At 63.5% G+C, this 18,094-nt stretch carries 20 protein-coding genes; 14 read left to right on the top strand and 6 right to left on the bottom strand.

Annotation, left to right across the window (positions count from 1 at the left end; translation table 11 throughout):
- Positions 1-23: 23 nt before the first annotated feature.
- From ACXYN8_RS01470 to ACXYN8_RS01435, 8 genes are all read left to right on the top strand, one after another.
- Positions 24-1,259, top strand: coding sequence for a hypothetical protein (locus ACXYN8_RS01470; protein ID WP_213176992.1), 1,236 nt, complete (start codon positions 24-26; stop codon positions 1,257-1,259).
- A 345-nt stretch (positions 1,260-1,604) separates the two neighbouring features.
- Complete coding sequence (locus ACXYN8_RS01465) at positions 1,605-2,051, top strand: RrF2 family transcriptional regulator (protein ID WP_458887505.1); 447 nt, start codon at positions 1,605-1,607, stop codon at positions 2,049-2,051.
- 112 nt (positions 2,052-2,163) lie between these two features.
- Positions 2,164-2,349 carry a YezD family protein gene (locus ACXYN8_RS01460; RefSeq protein WP_458887504.1) on the top strand — a complete coding sequence of 62 codons (186 nt, stop codon included), beginning with the start codon at positions 2,164-2,166 and terminating at the stop codon, positions 2,347-2,349.
- Between the two features lie 85 nt (positions 2,350-2,434).
- Complete coding sequence (locus tag ACXYN8_RS01455) at positions 2,435-4,888, top strand: TonB-dependent receptor (RefSeq protein ID WP_458887502.1); 2,454 nt, start codon at positions 2,435-2,437, stop codon at positions 4,886-4,888.
- 31 nt (positions 4,889-4,919) lie between these two features.
- Positions 4,920-5,696: a sulfite exporter TauE/SafE family protein gene (locus ACXYN8_RS01450; RefSeq protein ID WP_458887501.1), complete on the top strand. Its 777-nt coding sequence runs from the start codon at positions 4,920-4,922 to the stop codon at positions 5,694-5,696.
- Positions 5,697-5,886: 190 nt separating this feature from the next.
- Positions 5,887-7,974, top strand: a complete 2,088-nt coding sequence (locus ACXYN8_RS01445) for an ATP-binding protein (protein WP_458887500.1) — start codon at positions 5,887-5,889, stop codon at positions 7,972-7,974.
- On the top strand, positions 7,971-8,336 hold the full coding sequence (locus ACXYN8_RS01440) for a response regulator (protein WP_458887499.1): 366 nt from the start codon (positions 7,971-7,973) through the stop codon (positions 8,334-8,336). Before ACXYN8_RS01445 ends, ACXYN8_RS01440 begins: the two co-directional genes overlap by 4 nt.
- On the top strand, positions 8,333-8,611 hold the full coding sequence (locus tag ACXYN8_RS01435) for an Hpt domain-containing protein (protein WP_458887497.1): 279 nt from the start codon (positions 8,333-8,335) through the stop codon (positions 8,609-8,611). Before ACXYN8_RS01440 ends, ACXYN8_RS01435 begins: the two co-directional genes overlap by 4 nt.
- On the opposite strand, the gene ACXYN8_RS01430 is transcribed toward ACXYN8_RS01435, so the two are convergent.
- From ACXYN8_RS01430 to ACXYN8_RS01415, 4 genes are read right to left on the bottom strand one after another with little or no spacing between them, the layout of a single operon-like run.
- On the bottom strand, positions 8,608-10,044 hold the full coding sequence (locus tag ACXYN8_RS01430) for a glycosyltransferase family 2 protein (RefSeq protein WP_458887496.1): 1,437 nt from the start codon (positions 10,042-10,044) through the stop codon (positions 8,608-8,610). The two genes, ACXYN8_RS01435 and ACXYN8_RS01430, sit on opposite strands and share 4 nt — an antisense overlap.
- On the bottom strand, positions 10,041-11,066 hold the full coding sequence (locus tag ACXYN8_RS01425; RefSeq protein ID WP_458887495.1) for a HEAT repeat domain-containing protein: 1,026 nt from the start codon (positions 11,064-11,066) through the stop codon (positions 10,041-10,043). The genes ACXYN8_RS01430 and ACXYN8_RS01425 overlap by 4 nt, the downstream gene beginning before the upstream one ends.
- On the bottom strand, positions 11,063-12,082 hold the full coding sequence (locus tag ACXYN8_RS01420) for a YaiO family outer membrane beta-barrel protein (RefSeq protein ID WP_458887494.1): 1,020 nt from the start codon (positions 12,080-12,082) through the stop codon (positions 11,063-11,065). The genes ACXYN8_RS01425 and ACXYN8_RS01420 overlap by 4 nt, the downstream gene beginning before the upstream one ends.
- Positions 12,083-12,084: 2 nt before the next feature.
- Entirely contained in the window at positions 12,085-12,453 is a 369-nt protein-coding gene (locus ACXYN8_RS01415) for a response regulator transcription factor (RefSeq protein ID WP_458887493.1), read from the bottom strand.
- Between the two features lie 205 nt (positions 12,454-12,658).
- Here ACXYN8_RS01415 and ACXYN8_RS01410 point away from each other — a divergent pair, with 205 nt between their 5' ends.
- Positions 12,659-12,877 carry a flotillin domain-containing protein gene (locus tag ACXYN8_RS01410; protein WP_458887491.1) on the top strand — a complete coding sequence of 73 codons (219 nt, stop codon included), beginning with the start codon at positions 12,659-12,661 and terminating at the stop codon, positions 12,875-12,877.
- Positions 12,878-12,918: 41 nt separating this feature from the next.
- Here the strand turns inward: ACXYN8_RS01410 and ACXYN8_RS01405 are convergent, their stop codons facing one another.
- Positions 12,919-13,281: an ArsR/SmtB family transcription factor gene (locus ACXYN8_RS01405; RefSeq protein WP_458887490.1), complete on the bottom strand. Its 363-nt coding sequence runs from the start codon at positions 13,279-13,281 to the stop codon at positions 12,919-12,921.
- On the bottom strand, positions 13,278-13,949 hold the full coding sequence (locus ACXYN8_RS01400; RefSeq protein ID WP_458887489.1) for a peroxiredoxin: 672 nt from the start codon (positions 13,947-13,949) through the stop codon (positions 13,278-13,280). Before ACXYN8_RS01400 ends, ACXYN8_RS01405 begins: the two co-directional genes overlap by 4 nt.
- Positions 13,950-14,041: 92 nt before the next feature.
- Between ACXYN8_RS01400 and ACXYN8_RS01395 the strand changes: the two genes are divergently transcribed.
- From ACXYN8_RS01395 to ACXYN8_RS01375, 5 genes are read left to right on the top strand one after another with little or no spacing between them, the layout of a single operon-like run.
- The gene (locus tag ACXYN8_RS01395; protein ID WP_458888878.1) at positions 14,042-14,953 is read left to right on the top strand and encodes an MBL fold metallo-hydrolase; all 912 of its coding nucleotides are present in this window, start codon (positions 14,042-14,044) and stop codon (positions 14,951-14,953) included.
- The gene (locus ACXYN8_RS01390; RefSeq protein WP_458887488.1) at positions 14,950-15,396 is read left to right on the top strand and encodes a YeeE/YedE family protein; all 447 of its coding nucleotides are present in this window, start codon (positions 14,950-14,952) and stop codon (positions 15,394-15,396) included. The genes ACXYN8_RS01395 and ACXYN8_RS01390 overlap by 4 nt, the downstream gene beginning before the upstream one ends.
- Positions 15,396-15,815, top strand: coding sequence for a DUF6691 family protein (locus tag ACXYN8_RS01385; RefSeq protein WP_458887487.1), 420 nt, complete (start codon positions 15,396-15,398; stop codon positions 15,813-15,815). The genes ACXYN8_RS01390 and ACXYN8_RS01385 overlap by 1 nt, the downstream gene beginning before the upstream one ends.
- On the top strand, positions 15,812-16,222 hold the full coding sequence (locus ACXYN8_RS01380) for a protein tyrosine phosphatase family protein (protein WP_458887485.1): 411 nt from the start codon (positions 15,812-15,814) through the stop codon (positions 16,220-16,222). Before ACXYN8_RS01385 ends, ACXYN8_RS01380 begins: the two co-directional genes overlap by 4 nt.
- 28 nt (positions 16,223-16,250) lie before the next feature.
- Positions 16,251-18,083, top strand: a complete 1,833-nt coding sequence (locus ACXYN8_RS01375) for a SulP family inorganic anion transporter (protein WP_458887484.1) — start codon at positions 16,251-16,253, stop codon at positions 18,081-18,083.
- Positions 18,084-18,094 lie beyond the last annotated feature (11 nt).

Genomic DNA, 18,094 nt, shown 5'->3' with positions numbered 1-18,094 from the left:
ACGCAATCAGGCGAAGTTAGCTCATGGCACGTCAGTTCACCCGCTCCGAGTTCTATGAGCTAGTCTGGTCCAAGCCGATGACGCACTTGGCAAAGGAATTCGGTCTTTCTGACGTCGCCTTGCACAAGATTTGCCGCAAGCACGATGTGCCCAACCCTCCGCTGGGATGGTGGGCAAAACATGCAGCGGGCCAGAAGGTCAAACGAACACCGCTACCCAAGCTGAAGCCGGGCATTTCCGACACGATCAACATCGCTGGCGGAGAGCTACGCAACGAACCCGATTCCGTCGCACAAATCCGCGAAGAGGCCCGCGTTCGGGCCTCGGCATTCGATCCCAAAAAGGTCGATCAGGAACATTCCATCGTAACGCGATCGATGGCCAAGTTGCGCAAGGCAAAGCCCGACGAACGGGGATTGGTGAGGCTCGCTAAGTCCGGCTTGATCGACGTGGAGATCGCGCCGGCTTCAATCGATCGGATCGAGCTATCGCTCAACCGAATAGTCATGGCCGCACGGGTTCAAGGCTTTGAACTCAGCGGCAAGGCTGAACGCTCCGCATTCACGGACGGAAGCGTGATTGTCCCCTTCAATTTAAAGGAAGCAGTTAAGCGATCGCAGCACGAGCCCACGCCCGAGGAATTGGCGAAGGAAGAGAAGGAACGAAAACGGCGGGAGCGGCGCTGGGCACGGAACGATTGGGATTACGCCCCGAGCTTTTCCTTATTAAGCCATTGGCCAGAATGGGATTATGCACCGACCGGCAAAGTATCGTTCGAGTTCGATCTCTATCTGCGATATTCGTCAGCTCTTCGCCGCTCCTTCAAGGATGCCAAGATCCAGCGCGTGGAAAACATGGCGAACGATATCGCCGTTGGTCTTGCCGTTCTGGCCGCTGCCAAGCGCGAGGATGACAGAAGGGCCGAAGAAGACCGAATCCGTGCGGAAGAAGAGGCACGTCGGCGCAACGAGGCTCGACGGCTAGCCTATATCAAAGACCGGCGCCTCAAGGTGCTTGAACTCGTATTCGAGCGGGTTGAGAAACGCGATCGGCTGCGCCGTCTAGCCAGCCAACTAACTGAGGAACTCAAAGCCACGTCCTCGCCGCGTTCCGCCGAGTTTCTTGACTGGCTCAATGCAATTGTCGAGCGAGCCGAGCGCGCTTCAAGTGTCGAAGGTTTCGAGGTCTTGTTCGAGGCTGAACATGTGTTTGGACCAGACGATGATAAGGGATTTTACCCTTCGCGCTATGGTTGGTAACTAACATCAAGCGACATGTGACGCAGCTAATAGCCAGCCCCCACGATCTCAGGATGTCCGCTTGCATCCACTCAAAAGTGTGGGTCTGAGTGTGGGTCTGCTGAACTGTGAAATATCCATATCGATCTGATATCAAATCGTTATTTCAGATATAGGTCGGACTCCGTCTCCGCCACCGGCCTTTCGGGGCTTCCCGATCCCTTCCGCCGGTACGCTGGAAGCTCTGCGGGTTCGGCGCGGGTGATCCGCACGTTTTTCGACGGCAGCAACCGAATTGGCGCGCTGTGCGAGATCGGGCGGTATCTCCCGATTGCCAGACGTCGGAAATACGCACATCCTGAGACCATGCTGTCGCAGAAAACCCGTTACGCCGTGCGTGCCATGCAGGACCTTGCCGACCATTACGGGAAGGGTCCGGTACAGCTTGCCGAGATCGCGCAGCGGCAGAACATCCCGGCGAAATTTCTTACCACAATCCTCTCCGAACTCACGCGGTTCGGACTGGTGAATTCGCAGCGTGGCCGCGACGGGGGCTATCAGCTTGCCATTTCGCCGATCGATATCTCCTACGGAGATCTCATCCGGACGATGCGCGGTTCACTCGCACTGGTCCCGTGCGCGAGCCGCTTCGCCCACGAAAAGTGCAAGAACTGCGTTGAGGAAGGCGAATGCCGAACCCGCGCGCTGATGCTGGAAGTGCGCGATCGGACCGCCGAGTTGCTCGACGCGATCCGCCTGTCGGACCCTATCGATCCGGTGCCGGTATATTCCGAAGACGCGGAAAGCGGCTGAACCCGGTTCGTCGCAAAGCTGCACGGCTGGTCGCAAAATCTATTGTCAACTAAATTGGTTGAGATTAATCCGGGACCCGCGATACACAGTCGCACTTGCCGGAGAGCGTTCGATGCAAAGCTTCAAGGAACCGAGTTCCCTTACCAAGGTCGAGCGCCCGCTCGACCGTTGGACCGAACCGCTCAGCGCAGTGGCGGATGCCCTGTCGCGGGTGCGCTTCGGGGCGATCCAGCTTACCGTCCATGATGGAAAGGTCATGCAGATCGACGTGACCGAACGCCGCCGCTTCGGCGACTGAGGCCCGACGACACCACCCTTCATTTAGCAATTCAGGGACAGCAGACCGGACCGCCGGATGCGTGCCCGCTTGAAAGAGCGAGACCATGCATCCACGATTCGCGCGGCATTTCCTCGCCGCCTCTACCGCCCTGTTTGCCTCTCCGCTGGTGGCGCAGGATCAGGCCGTCCCTGCCAGCGGGCAATCCGACATTTCCGCCGATCCGAATGCCACGCAGCAGGAACCGGCAGACAATGCGATCATCGTCACCGCGCGGCGACGGGAAGAAAGCGCGCAGGACGTGCCGCTTTCCATCACCGTCATCGGCGGAGAGCAGATCGACAACACGGGAGCCTTCAACGTCGGTCGGTTGCAGCAGCTGACGCCGACGCTCAACTTCTACTCTTCCAACCCGCGCAACTCGGCAGTCAACATCCGCGGGATCGGCGTACCCTTCGGCCTCACCAACGACGGTTTCGATCAGGGTGTGGGCATCTACGTCGACGACGTTTATTTCTCGCGCATCGCGTCCGCCACCTTCGACTTCCTCGACGTGGCTCAGATCGAGGTGCTGCGCGGACCACAGGGCACGCTCTACGGCAAGAACACCACCGCAGGCGCCATCAACATCACCACCCGCCAGCCGACCTTCGATTTGGAAGGCCGGGCGGAAGTGTCGATCGGCAATCTCGGCTTCCTTCAGGCCAAGGGTTCTGTTTCGGGTCCGCTGGCCGACACGCTGGCGGCGCGCCTCGCCTTTTCGGGCACCAGCCGTCGCGGCACGATCTTCAATGTCGCAACCGGCAACCGGGTCAACGAACAGGAAAACCTTGGCCTGCGCGGGCAGTTGTTATGGGAGCCGAGCGACACGCTCGATCTCACGCTCGCGGGCGACTTCAGCACTCAGAACCCGGAATGTTGCACGCAGATCTACGTCGGAACGGGCGCGACGCAGCGCGCGCTCGAACGGCAGTATGCAGCGCTGGCGGCGGCGCAGAACTACGCCGTCCCAAGCACCGACCCCTTCGATCGCCTCACCGATGTCGACGCCGACCTCAATGCACGTAACCGCATGGGGGGCGCTTCGCTTCGGGCCCGGCTTGACCTCGGCGACTTGGAGCTGACCTCGATCACCGCATGGCGGTTCTGGAACTGGGAGCCAGCCAACGACCGCGATTTCACCGGCCTGCCGATCACCACGCTGTCGCAGAACCCGTCGCAGCAGGATCAGTTCACGCAGGAATTGCGGTTCAACTACACGGGCGAGCGGTTCGACTTCCTGCTCGGTGCCTTCGGCTTTCACCAAGCCGTGCGGACCCAGGGGACACAGCGGCAGGGGCCAGCCGCAAGTCGCTGGCTGCTGAACCCGTCCAGCGCATTGGCGAGCGATCCGAGCGTGCTCGACGGGCTGACTGCGACCAATGACATTCGCCTCGAAAACACCAGCGCCGCCCTGTTCGGCCAGCTGACCTGGCACGTCACCGACGGCTTCAGCATCCAGCCCGGTGTACGTTTGAACTACGACAGGAAAGACGGCCTCTACAGCTCTGTGGTGGTCAATGGCGACGGCCAGCTTGTCACCTTCGCCAGCACTGATCCGCGCATCGTCGCCCAGCGCGGCGTGCTCGCGCCGCAGTTCTTCGAGCCTGCGTTCGACGACTGGAATTTCAGTTACGATCTCACTGCCAGTTACGAAATCGGTCCGGCGATCCGCGCCTATGCGACCTATGCGCGCACCTTCAAGCCGGGGGGCGTCAACCTCAACGGCGTTTCCAACGATGCGGCAGGCAATCCGGTGATCGCAGTCGCGACCGTCGATCCGGAATCGGTGAACCATTTCGAAGGCGGGCTCAAAACCGAATTGCTGGGCGGCGACGCGACCTTCAATATCGCGGCCTACCGCACCGAGATTGCCGATTACCAGGCGCTCGTCGTCAACGGCCAGACCGGCGTGCTGCGCGGCTACCTCGCCAATGCGGAGAAGGTCCGCACCCAGGGCGTCGAGTGGGACTTCACCATCGAACCGAGCGAGCGGTGGCGAGCCTATTTCAGCGGGGCCTTCACCGATGCGACCTATCGCAGCTTTCCCGACGCTCCGTGCCCGCCCGAACTTTCCGGTGGCACCACCGCGGTCGACGGTCAGGCGCCGAGCCCGCCGGGGACGCCCGGTGGCATCAGCCCGCCCAATTGCGACATCTCGGGACAGCGCCTTCCCGGCGTGTCGCGCTGGGCGCTGTCGTTCGGGTTCGAGGGGAATCTGCCGGTCGGGATATTCGGCCTGCCGGGGCAGGTGTACCTCGGTTACGACGGCAATTACCGGTCCAATTTCTCCTCCAACCCGACGCCGTCGGCCTACACCTGGGTGGACGGGTATTCGCTCTCCAACTTTCGCCTCGGCCTGCGCGCTGACAACGGCTTCGGAATCTTCGCCTGGCTCCGCAACGCCTTCGACGAAGACTACTTCGAACAACTCGCAGTGCCTTCGGGCAATACCGGCCTGATCGTCGGTCAGCCGGGCGATCCGCGCACTTACGGGCTCACCATTCAGCACCGCTTCTGAACTTTCCCAACCAGACAGGGAGGACGACCTCATGTTCGATTTCAGCCAGATCACGCTTCTCGATATCCTGCCCTTCATATTCGTCGGCTTTGCTGCGCAGATGGTCGACGGCGCCCTGGGGATGGCATTCGGCGTCATTTCGCAGACGCTCCTGGTCAGCGTCCTGGGCGTGCCGCCCGCTGCAGCATCGGCCAGCGTGCATATCGTCGAACTGTTCACCACGGGCACTTCCGGGGTCAGCCACATCTGGCAGCGAAACATCGACTGGGCGCTTTTTCGGCGGCTCGCGCCGTTCGGCATCCTTGGCGGGGTAGCGGGCGCTTACCTCCTGTCGAGCATCGACGCTTCGGCGGCCAAGCCCTTCGTGATGATCTACCTCACCGGGGTCGGCATCTACCTGTTCTTCCGCGCGCTGCGTCTCAGCGAGCCCAAGTTCGAAGACCCGCACTACACCCGCCCGCTGGCAACCGCCGGCGGCTTCCTCGATGCCGCGGGCGGTGGCGGCTGGGGTCCGGTCGTGACGTCGAACCTGCTCGTTCAGGGCGGCGACCCGCGGACCACCATCGGCACCGTCAACACGGCCGAATTCCTGCTGACGCTGGCAATTTCGATTACCTTCATCGCCACACTCGGCCTTGCAGCCTTCACCGTGGCGACACTGGGCTTGATCATAGGCGGCGTAGCGGCCGCTCCGCTGGGCGCTGTGCTGGTGAAGCGCATCAAACCGCGCCCGCTGCTGCTGGCCGTGGCGATCGTGCTGATCGCCACCAGCCTGTTCAGCATCGTCAAGGCATGGCCCCTGATTTGAACGAACGCCGATGCAATCTGCCGCTCGATATTCAGGAGATTTCAACGGGCCCAAGACCCCTGCCGGCAACGATCGAGGCCGGCCATGTCTCACACCAATTCTTTACCCCTTCTTGACCATAGCGAGTGCCGCGAAACTGCGGGGTTGTGTTGGTATGAGATTCTGGCCGAGACGAGGCTGGCTGCGTCGATTGCTGACGCTCTTTACGCTGGCGCTTGTGCCGATAATGCTGATCGGCGTCTATGCCGGCATGAACGCCGAATTTCGCGACGTCCGGCAGCTGCGCGAGACGGCCGAGCAGACGGTGGCGACGCGGGACCAGCTTGCCGAGCTTCAGGCCATGCTCACCGACGCGGAGACCGGCGTTCGCGGCTTCGTGATCAGTCAGGACGAGCGCTTTCTCGAACCCTACAATTCCGCACTGGATCGACGGGAGACGTTGTTCAATGCGTTGCAGACCAGTGCCGACCCCGCCGTGCGGGACCGGCTACCGGCGCTGCGTCGGCTGAGCGACGAGAAGCTTGCCAATGCATTCGCCAACGTCGCGTCGACCCGCGCAGGCAATGTCGAAGAGGCCCGGAGGCGCATCGCCAACGGGCGCGGCAAGGAACTGATGGATGCCATTCGCGCGGAGATCACCGTGCTCGACGCGGAAGAGGATGCCAGACTTGCGCGCCTGACCGCAGCCAGCGCCGCTTCGCGCGATGTGCTCGAACGCACCATAACCTTCACGCTGGTCGGGCTAGCCCTGCTCCTGCTCGCCGTGACGCTGGTGGTAAGCCGCACGATCCGTCAGAGGGGCGAAGCCCTCGACCGGGCGAAGCGCCTGAGCGAGCGGCAGAAGGCCATGTTCGACGGGGCCGTCGACGGAATGCTGCAGCTGGATGGCGAGGGCAATATCCTGCGGATGAACCCCAGCATCAGCCGTATGTTCGGATATTCGCAGAAGGATTTGATCGGTCGGCACAGCATGTTCCTGATCGACCATCATTACTCTCTGGAGGAGCGCCGTTCGTGGCTCGCCTCGGTCGGCTCCGCCGGTGAGGACGGAGCGGGTCGACGGCAGGAATTCACCGGGAAGCGCGCCGATGGCAGCACCTTCGAAACCGAAGTGGCGATCAGCCACGTAACGGGGGAAGACGGCCGGCTGTACGTGGCCGCGATCCGCGACATTTCGGAACGCAAGCGAGCCGAGCAGATGAAGAACGAATTCGTATCGACCGTCAGCCATGAATTGCGCACGCCGCTGACATCGATCGGCGGATCGCTGGGCTTGCTAGGAGCGGGCGCGGTGGGTCCGCTGAACGACAAGGCCCGGCGCCTCGTCGAAATCGCCCATGCCAATTGCGGGCGGCTGGTGCGTCTCATCAACGACATCCTCGACATCGAAAAGATCGAATCCGGCAAGATGGAATTCGACTTCCGCCGCATCCAGGTCGCCCCGTTGGTACAGCGCACTGTGGAATCCATGCATGGCTATGCCGACCAGCATGGGGTGGAAATTCAAACGGTCCTGCCGCCCTGGCCGCAATGCGTCATCGGCGATCCCGACAAGCTCGAGCAATTGCTCACCAACCTGCTGTCGAACGCCATCAAGCATTCCCCGCAGGGCAGCGTGGTCGAGGTGTTCTCGGCACACGAAGGCGACAATGTCCGGCTCGAGGTGCGGGACCGCGGTGCGGGTATCCCGGAAGATTTCCGCGGCCGGATCTTCGGCAAGTTCGCGATGGCGGACGCCTCCGACAGCCGCGCCAAGGGCGGCACCGGCCTCGGCCTCGCCATAGCCCGCGAAATCGCGCGCCGGCACGGTGGAGACGTCAACTATGACGACCGCGAGGGCGGCGGCACGGTCTTCCATCTGGAAATGCCGATGCTGAGGGACGGTTCGCAATCGAGTGACACCGGCGCCTGCCCTGACCTGCCCCGCTTCCTGCATCTCGACGACGACCACGATACCCTGGACGTCGTCGCCAGCGCTTTCGAAGGCAAGGCCACTCTGCTGCCAGCCCACACGCTTGCCGAAGCAAGGGCGCATCTCGCCGCCGGCACGCTGGACGGTGCGATCCTCGATGTCGGCCTTGCTTATGAAAACGGGTTGCACATCATTCCCGATCTCCGAGCGCTCGGCCAGTCGCTGCCCATCCTCGTGTTCACAGCGATGGACGAAGCGCACGAGGCGCGCGAAGTGGATCGCGTGCTGGTGAAGAGCCGGTCTTCGGTCACCGATCTCGTCGATGAGACCATGCGATTGCTCGACAAGCACCGGATGGCCGCATGATCAGGGTCCTCTATGTCGATGACGAACCCGATATCCGCGAGATCGCGGAACTCGCGCTGGATCTCGACCCGGACTTCGAGGTGCGTACGGCCGGGTCGGGCGGCGAGGCACTCACAATCATGGGAACATGGCGCCCGGATGCGGCGCTTCTCGATGTCATGATGCCGGGCATGGACGGGCCGAGCCTCCTCAAGCAGATCCGCGAGCAGTCGGCATTGACCGATGTGCCGATCATCTTCGTCACGGCACGCGCACAGCGCAGCGAATTGCAGAACTTCGCAACGCTCGATTCCTGCGGAGTGATCGCCAAGCCCTTCGATCCGATGACGCTTGCGGCGCAGGTCAGGGCGTTGCTGCCGTGAACACGCTCGATGCCAGGATGGCCGAGCTTGCCCGGCGCTTCGCTGCCAGGGCTGGCGCAGAGCGCGCCGGACTTTCACAGGCCCTTGCCGCCGGAGACGGGAAGGCGGTCAGGGACCGCGCGCACAAACTGGCCGGAATTGCGGCCATGTTCGGCTATCCCGAAATCGGCGAAGCGGCATTGGCGCTCGAAATTGCGGCGGAGAACGGCGAGGACTTGAGTGTGGCGGCCCGCGAACTGGACGACCGGCTCGCCGAACTCGACCCGGCGGATTAGCTGCTGGTTGCAAAGCCCTTCCGGGTCATCGTGCCCCAGCCTTCCTGCTTGCGCAGGAACTGCCACCAACCCTGAATACGCCACAGATTGGACATCTGCCGGTAACCGAAATTCTCCAGCACCGCGACCGAGGCCAGCAGCAACAACTCGCGAATCTTGGGGAAGCGGCGCAGCTGGATTTCCTCCAGCACCAGAGTCGCTACCGACAGGAAGATGCCGAAGGTGAAGGTCACCGCCAGAAACGCGAGCAGCCACGGCAAGGCCAGCAATCCGAGCGCCCACAGCAGTGGAATGAGGAAATAGCCCGTCATTTCGACGAGCGGTCCGAGCACGTCCACTAGCAATATCTGTCCGAAGCCGACGAACCCGATCCGGCCGTATTTCGGGTTGAACAGCATGTCCCTGTGCTTGGCGAAGCATTCCAGCGACCCGCGCTGCCACCGCGCACGTTGTCGCGACAGGATCTTGAGGCTGTCGGGGCACTCGGTCCAGCAAACCGGTTCGGCGATGAAATCGATGCGGTACTCCTGCCCGCGGTCGCGCATCAGCCGGTGGAGTTTGATGACGAGTTCCATATCCTCGCCGACCGTACCGTGGCTGTACCCGCCGACCTCCACGACCGTCCGCCTGCGGAACAGGCCGAAGGCGCCGGAGATGACGGTCAAGGCCTGCATCTTGCCAAGGCCCAGTCGTGCCATCAGGAAAGCGCGCAGATATTCCACGATCTGCACCAGAGCGAGGAAATTGCGAGGCAGGTTGATCTCGCTGATTCGCCCCGAATCGACCTTGCAGCCGTTCGCTATGCGGATGGTCCCTCCCGCAGCGATCGTGAGGTGGGGATCGTCGATGAACGGACGCACCACGCGCAGCAGCGCATCGGGTTCGAGGATGGAATCTGCATCGATGGCGCAGAACAGCGATGTGCGGCAGCAGTTGATCCCGGCGTTCAGGGCATCGGACTTCCCGCCGTTTTCCTTGTCCACCACGAGCAGTCGCGGATAATGCGGTGAGGCGTAGAACCCGCGCACGGGCGCGTGGCGCACGATGGTGTCGACGAACCGTTCGACCCGGACGAGGCTGAATTCTTCGATCAGCCTTTGCAGCGTTGCGTCCTTCGAGCCGTCATTGATGACGACGACTTCGAAATCGGGATATTGCAGCGCCATCAGGCTGCGCGTGCTCTCGACGATATTCAGCTCTTCGTTGAATGCCGGCGCGAGCACGGAAATCGATGGCGCCTGTTCCGAATACCGACGCCACAGGGTAGCGCTGCGCGGGACCGGCGGGCGCGATGCGAGGGCAGCTCCGGCGAAAACGAGCTGCGCGAAATAGAACAGCGTCTGGAGAACGCCCGTCAGGATGACAACGAAGGCAAGGATCTGGGCGCTCAGGAACATCCAGCCAGCCGGGTCGGTCAGGGAAAATTCGGTCATGCCACGCGCCCTTCCGCCAGCATGGCCGAAGCGGTGCCGCGCACGAATTCGTTTTCGTCGGTGCTAGCCTTGCGAAGGGCATTGATGCCGCGCGGGCCGAGACGCAGCAGCGCCTCACCGGCGCGATAACGCACCCACCAGTTCTCGTCCGCCAGCAGTTCGCCGAGGCGTGCAGTGGTGCCGCTCGCGCCCAGTCTGCCCGCCGCCTCCGCCGCGGATGCGCGCACGGCCCATTCGTCGCTGCCGAGGCCGGTGAAGATCGCTTCCATGCCCGCAGGGTGGCCATTGCGCCCCAACGCCCGGAAAATGCGCGGCTGCAGGTCCGGCTCGCCCTCCGATTCCTTCGCCATATAGGCAAGCAGAGGGGCGTATTCGCCACCACCTTCCGCAAGCGCATCGGTAGCAGCGATCTTTGCTTCCACCGGAACGTCCCGCTCGAACAGCAAGGCAGCGACTTCGCCCGGATTGCGTTCGGCAAGATCGCTCATCAGCGACACCAGCAGGAGCGAATGTTCCTCCGACCCCATCTTCAGCTTGTCGACCAGCAGGCGGGTGGACGGTCCGTCGCTGCGATGCGCGAGCGCAAGCGCAGCCGCCAGCCGAACGTCCGGATTGACGTCGTCGAGAGCGTAGGCGGTGTCCCCGACATGATCTTCGAACAGCGCCAGCGCTTCCACGGCCGTCAGGCGCGTCTGCGCCGAGCGCGACCTGATCCTCTGCTGCAACAGGCGGGGCACGCCCATGTCGGCGGCCCGCTGCAACAGATCTTCGCGATCCGACCCGCGCGTCAGTTCGGCCAGTTCGCAGGTGAGGTCCGCAGCGATCTCCAACTCGATGCCGCCAAGTTTGCGCACATCGCCTTCCCCCGCGAGAAGGGCAGGAAGAAGCTGCGCGCGAATAGCCTCTTGCCGAGCGCCGGATCTCACCGTCACGACCCGCGCGAGGACCAGTATGCCCAGCGCAACGGCTGCGAGAACGCATAGCCCAAGCGAAAATTCCCAGAGGAAGGTGAGCGAGCTCACAATCCGAACTTCAGCCCGATGCGAAACTCGTTGCGATCCGCGGGGCCGTCGCGCCATTCGCGGGCGATGCTCCCGGTAAGCGAGACGCTTTCGTCGAGGGGCACATCACCGCCAGCGAAAAGCGAATATGTGTCCGTTACCACGCCAAGGTCGGTATCCGGGCCCGCCGCGACGCCAACGAAGGCGCGCTTTCCGCCGCCCGGCGCATAATCGCCGCGAAGCGAGCCGCCCAAACGCAACTTGTAACCTTGCGCGACCAAGGCGTTGGCGCGCGCGGTCAGCGAAAAACTGCCTGCACCGCCAAGATACCGGGTGATTGCCGGCGAGACGTTGAACACGTCCTGTGCCGGGAACTTACGCCACGCGGCGTCGACGCCAGCCACGGTAGCCGCCGGACCGCCAGCAAGGCGGTAGTCGACCCCGGCGGAAAGGCCGATCTCGGGCCGGAAATCTGCCGCGGGCGCGCCGCTCGCACCGATACGAAGCCAGGTGTCGTCGCTGGCGCGGTGGGTGTAGAGCGCCGCGACCTCGGTATCTTCCAGGCCGAAGCGTTCGTACCACGTGCCGCGAAGGTCGAAGGTGTCGCGCGTCGCTACCGGCAGGGAAAGTAGCACCCCGGCCTCGTTCCAGTCCTCTTGGCTATCGTCCAGCGCGGCAATCGCGCCTTCGAAAAGGATGAAGCCCGGCCTTTTGAATCCAGGTGAACGGCGGCGCTCGATCTGCGCCAGCCCATCGGATGCATCCGTGTAGTTGGGCGCGCTGGCGAGGACGGTACGAAACTGCGTCTCTGCATCGCGTGGCCGGTCGAGCGCGATGTAGGCGTAACCCAGCTGCACGCGCGCATCGACGTCTTCCGGATGCCCGGCCAGCCATTGCTCCAGCAAAGGAACGGCCTTGGCCGGATCGCCCGCCAAACGGGCTTCGACGCCGCGGTCGTAGGACGTGGCTTCCTGCGCCATCAGCCCGGACGGGGCCAGCACGGCAAGCGCCACGCCGCAGGCAATCGCCTTGAACATGGCTATGCCGCTTTCAGCAGGCGAGTGAGGCGCGCCAGCAGCTCCTCGGGCATGAACGGTTTGACCAGGTAATCATTCGCACCCAGTTCGAGTGCGCCGACGATATCCTTCTCGCCGCGACGGGCCGTCAGCATGATGACTGGGGTGCTGGCGTGTTTCTCCGACGCGCGCATACGGCGCAGAACCTCCAGCCCGTCGTGCACCGGCATCATCATGTCGAGCACGACGGCGTCAGGTTCGCTGTCATCCAGCCGCTGCAATGCCTCCCTACCATCGCTGGCGAGGACGGCGTTGAAATTGCGTTGCGTGAGCCGGAATTCGAGCAAGTCCCTCAGGAGCTTCTCGTCATCCGCAACGAGCACTGTAGGCATGGCTATCCACCTGAAAATTCCCGCAGGAAATACCGTCCGGATGGTTAAATCAGTGTTAAGTTCGAAGGTCGTGACATGGCTTGGTGGAAGGAATTGAGGGCGATGCCGGGCGCTCCTTAATACAGGCGGCCATCGCGGACTTCTGGGTTTTCGACCGAAATGGCACTCCCCTGCGGTCACAAACGGCGGCGATCCGAAACAACTGGTGTCGGCAGGCGGTGCGAGCGGCAGTGGAAACCTTGCCAGCGACGCGCTGAGTGCAGCGCTCGCCTACCGCGCGCAGGCACCCGTCATCGATGGGCTGATGAAGGAGCTTGGCCTGGACGGCGGGTCCTTCGAAGGTCTCGCCAAGGCCGGGTTGGGAGAAGCAGGTGCTGCCGAACCCAACACCAAGCCGCCGGCTGAGGATATAGACGAAGACTAGTATCGCCACCGCAGGAACAGCGCCGGGACCGCGGCTGGCCGTCAGCCCATCTTGGCGAAGTTGGCCGCGCCCGGCGATGGACGCCGCGAGGCGGAGGCGTGCGGGTCGATTGACGCGCCGTCTGCCGCCTCGCTCGCCCTGCCGAGTTTGCGCGTTGCCGCAGTAATCGGCGCCAACTTGCTTTCGTCGATCCTGTAATAAACCAGCTTTGCCTGCTTGCGGGTCATCACCAGCCCCGCTTTGCGCAGGACGGCAAGTTGCTGCGAGAGCGTCGGTTGACCGATCCCGGCTGCCGCTTCGATTTCGCCAACGTTGCGCTCCACCCCGCTCAGGGCCTGCATGATTCGCAGGCGAACCGGATGGCCAAGAGCCTTGAGCGCTTCGACCAGTTCCTCGTCGGTCATTTCTTCGCCTTCGTGGCTGCGTCCTGCATGAACCAGTCCGTCAGCCCCTTCGCACCAAAAACGCTGTCGAGAGTCGCTTCCGGCTGTCGGAGCATCGCCTTGCCCGGTTGCCAGTTTGCGGGAGCGAGGACCGGGCCTTCGTCGACCGCCTGCAACGCATCGAGCGTACGCAGCATTTCCGGCGTCGAGCGTCCCACATTGGCGGGATAGCAGGTCATCGCCCGAATCACGCCGTTCGGGTCGATGAAGAATGTCGTGCGGACGGTCGCGCTGTCGGTGTCGTCCGCTCCGACCATGCCATACGCCCGGCCGATCACCAGCGTGGGATCCTCGACGATGGGGAAGCGGACCTCGGCATCGAAGCGGTCGCGGATCATCCGCAACCACGCGAAGTGGGAAAACAGGCTGTCGACCGACAGCGCCATCAGGGCGCAGTCGCGACTTTCGAAATCGGCCGCTGCATGGGTCAGAGCGACGAATTCGCTCGTACAGACGGGCGTGAAATCGGCCGGGTGCGAGAAAAGGATGAGCCAGCGCCCGCGAAAATCGGACAGCCGGACGTCGCCAACGGTGCTGCGGGCCGAGAAATCCGGTGCACTATCGCCGATGCGAAGCCCGGCGCAGGGCGCCGAGCGCGATCCAGCCGGAACGGTGTTCGTGTCTGCCATCGGCTCGCTATAGCACTTGACAGCAGCCCGACAAGACATATAAACGTTTTATGTAATTAAATGGAGTTGCGATTGTGTCAGACGACCAGAATCTGAATCGCGCAGCCACGCAGATCGAGCAGGCCTTGGCCGAAAAGGGCCTGCGCCCCACCATTGCCGGCTTCTTCGATGAAGCCACCAACACTGTGTCTTACGTCGTGCATGACCCGAAAACGGGCGAAGCGGCGGTTATCGATTCGGTGCTGGATTTCGAAGCCGCTTCGGGTCGCACCTCGAACGGATCTGCGGATCGCATCATCGAATATGTCACTTACAACAAATTGAAAGTGATATGGTTGATCGAGACCCACGCCCATGCCGATCACATTTCAGCAGCGCCCTACCTGCAGGAAAAGCTGGGCGGCAAACTGGCCATCGGGCGCGAGATCATCCGCGTGCAGGAAGTGTTCGGCAAGCTGTTCAACGCCGGCACCGACTTCGAGCGTGACGGATCGCAATTCGATCACCTGTTCGACGACGGCGAAACCTTCAGGATCGGCGAGCTGGAGGGGATAGCCCTTCACGTTCCCGGCCACACGCCTGCGGACATGGCGTTCATCGTCGGCGATGCGGCATTCGTTGGCGACACGATCTTCATGCCCGACTTCGGCACCGCGCGGGCGGACTTTCCGGGCGGCGACGCACACCAGCTGTTCCGCTCGATCCGTCGCCTGCTCTCGCTCCCCGACGAAACGCGCCTGTTCCTGTGCCACGATTACAAGGCACCGGGCCGCGACGAATACGCCTGGGAAACGACGGTCAGGCAACAGCGCGAGGAAAACGTGCACGTGAAGGAAGGCGTCAGCGAGGAAGATTTCGTCGAGATGCGGACCACGCGGGACAGGACGCTCGCAATGCCCAACCTCATCATGCCCTCGGTGCAGGTGAACATCCGCGGCGGGCGCTTGCCGGCACCGGAGGACAATGGCGTCAGCTACATCAAGATTCCGGTGAACGCGGTATGACCCTGCCCGGCTTTCCCGAAGCCGCGCCGCTAGAAGGGCTGGCGGGCGGCGTTCTCATCGGCCTTGCCGCCGCGCTGATGCTGCTCGCGCTTGGCAGGATCGCCGGGGTTTCCGGGCTTGCCGCGAAAGCGGTCGGCCTCGGCGGAAGCGGGATCGCGCGCAGCGGGGCGTGGATGTTCGTCATCGGCCTGCCGCTCGGCGCATTGATCGTATCCCTCGCCTCAGACGGGATCGAAGCCAGCTTCGCCAGTCCACTCACCCTCGTCATCGCGGGTGTTCTTGTCGGCGTGGGCACGCGGCTCGGCAGCGGTTGCACCAGCGGCCACGGCGTGTGCGGGATGAGCAGGCTGTCGCCGCGCTCCCTCGTCGCCACGCTGACCTTCATGGCGAGCGGCATTGCCACCGTGGCCGTAATGAATGCCCTCGGGCTGGAGGTGTTGTGATGCGCGTACCTGTAGCGGCCTTTGCTTCCGGCACCTTGTTCGGTGCGGGCCTAGCGCTCGGCGGCATGACCGATCCGGCGCGCGTGCGCGGGTTCCTCGATATATTCGGTGACTGGGATCCAACGCTGGCCTTCGTCATGGGCGGTGCGGTGCTGGTGATGGCGATCGCCTGGCGGATCGTTCCGCGAATGGCGGAGCCGATTTTCGCGGAGAAGTTCAACCTGCCGACAAGCTCGGACCTCACCCCCAGCCTGATCGGTGGGGCGGCGCTGTTCGGGATCGGCTGGGGCATCGCGGGCCTGTGCCCGGGACCGGGCATCGCCGCGCTGGTGATCGAGCCGGTGTCGGCGGTGATTTTCGTTGCCGCAATGCTCGCCGGAATGGCGCTGGTCAAAATGTACGAAGGCGCGAAATCATGAAGATCAATCATGTCGCAGACGGCTTTGCGGTCGCACCGCAGATCCAGCCGGAAGATGCGCAGCGTATCGCAGACGCGGGTTACCGTACGATCATCTGCAACCGGCCCGATGGCGAGGAACCCGGCCAGCCGCCACTCGATGCAATTCGCGCCGCGGCGGAGGGTGCGGGAATCGCATTTCACCACATCCCGGTCGGAGGCGGGGCATTTCCGCAATCCGCCATCGATGCTTTCGCCAAGGTTCGCACCGAGGCCGAGGGAGGCGTCCTGGCCTATTGCCGCACCGGCACGCGTTCGGTCACGCTCGATGCGCTCGCCAATATCGAGGGCCTCGGCCCGGACGAGCGTATCGCACGGGCAGCAGCGGCAGGTTACGATCTGTCGGCTTTGCGCTGCCGCCTGCGCTGATGTGCCACGTTTACGGACGGGCTGAACCATGGCGCAGCGCCCCCCATCGGCTGACACTGCCATAGCGGCGCCCAGCGAAAGCGCGCCCCCCGCGCGCAAACCGGGGTTGCTGGCGCAATATGTCCCGATCCTCGACTGGGGGCGGACGTACAACAGTTCGGTCCTGACCAACGATCTGGTCGCGGCGGTCATCGTTACGATCATGCTGATCCCGCAGAGCCTCGCCTATGCGTTGCTCGCCGGATTGCCGCCCGTGGTCGGCCTTTATGCCAGCATCCTGCCGCTGGTCGCCTACGCCATCTTCGGAACCAGCCGTACGCTGGCAGTCGGGCCGGTGGCGGTCGTCAGCCTGATGACGGCGAGCGCGGCGGGCGCAGTGGCGGCGCAGGGCACAGCGGAATATCTCGAAGCCGCGATAACGCTCGCGATGCTGTCGGGCGTGATGCTCGCCATCCTCGGCCTGCTGCGGATGGGCTTTCTCGCCAACCTGCTCTCGCATCCGGTGGTCAGCGGTTTCATCACGGCGAGCGGACTGCTGATCGCGACCAGCCAGCTCAAGCACATCCTGGGGGTAAATGCGGGCGGCGACACCTGGCCTGCCATGCTCGGCTCGCTTGCCGGTGCGATCGGACAGACCAACGGGTGGACGCTGGCGGTGGGTATCCCGGCCACGCTGTTTCTGTTCTGGGTCCGCAAGGGCGCCAAGCCCGCACTGGTCCGTATCGGCCTGAAACCGCGCGCGGCAGACATAGCGGCCAAGGCCGGGCCTGTCGTCGCCGTGATGCTGACCATCGTCGTCGCCATCGCCTCCGACCTGGAAGGCAAGGGCGTCAGACTGGTCGGCGAAGTGCCGCAGGGGCTGCCGCCGTTCGCCCTGCCGAGCACCGACTTGTCGCTGATCCAGCAACTCTGGGTGCCCGCGCTGCTCATCTCGATCATCGGTTTCGTGGAAAGCGTATCGGTCGCCCGCACGCTCGCCGCCAAGCGTCGGCAGCGCATCTCGCCCGATGGGGAACTGGTGGGTCTGGGTGCGGCCAATATCGCCAGCGCGCTGTCCGGCGGCTACCCGGTCACCGGCGGTTTCGCGCGGTCCGCAGTCAATTTCGACGCCGGGGCGGAGACACCGGCGGCGGGGGCCTACACCGCGGTCGGGATTGCGCTTGCCAGCCTGTTCCTGACGCCGCTGCTCTATTCGCTGCCGATTGCCACACTGGCCGCGACGATCATCGTCGCCGTGCTGAGCCTCGTCGATCTCAAGACACCGGGGCAATTGTGGCGCTATTCCAAGGCGGATTTCGCCGCTCACGCCGCGACCATCGGCATCACCCTGCTCGCAGGCGTGGAACTGGGCGTCATCGCCGGCGTCGGCGTCGGCCTGATGCTCTACCTGTGGGCTGCGAGCCGCCCGCACGCCGCCATCGTCGGACGCGTGCCGGAGACCGAGCATTTCCGCAATGTCCTGCGGCACAAGGTCTTCACCGCGCCGCACGTGCTCTCGATACGCGTGGACGAAAGCCTGACCTATCTCAACGCAAGCTGGCTGGAGGAATTCGTGCTGGAGGAGGTCGCAGACCATCCGCAGCTTCGCCACGTCATCCTGATGTTCAGCGCCGTGAACGCCGTCGATGCCAGCGGGCTGGAGAGCCTCGAGGCAATCAACCACCGGCTCGCAGACGGGGGCATCAAGCTGCACCTGTCCGAAGTGAAGGGGCCGGTGATGGATCGCCTCGAGCGCACGCATTTCATCGATGAACTGAACGGCAAGGTCTACCTCTCGCAATCGCGCGCCTTTGCCGAAGCACTCGACGACGACGGGACAGAGGCGCATCCTGCCGACGATCTCGCGCGGGGGATGATATGATGGCAATTCCT

The sequence above is a fragment of the Altererythrobacter sp. CAU 1778 genome (assembly GCF_054482795.1).
This window is presented reverse-complemented; position numbering and strand designations above follow the sequence as displayed.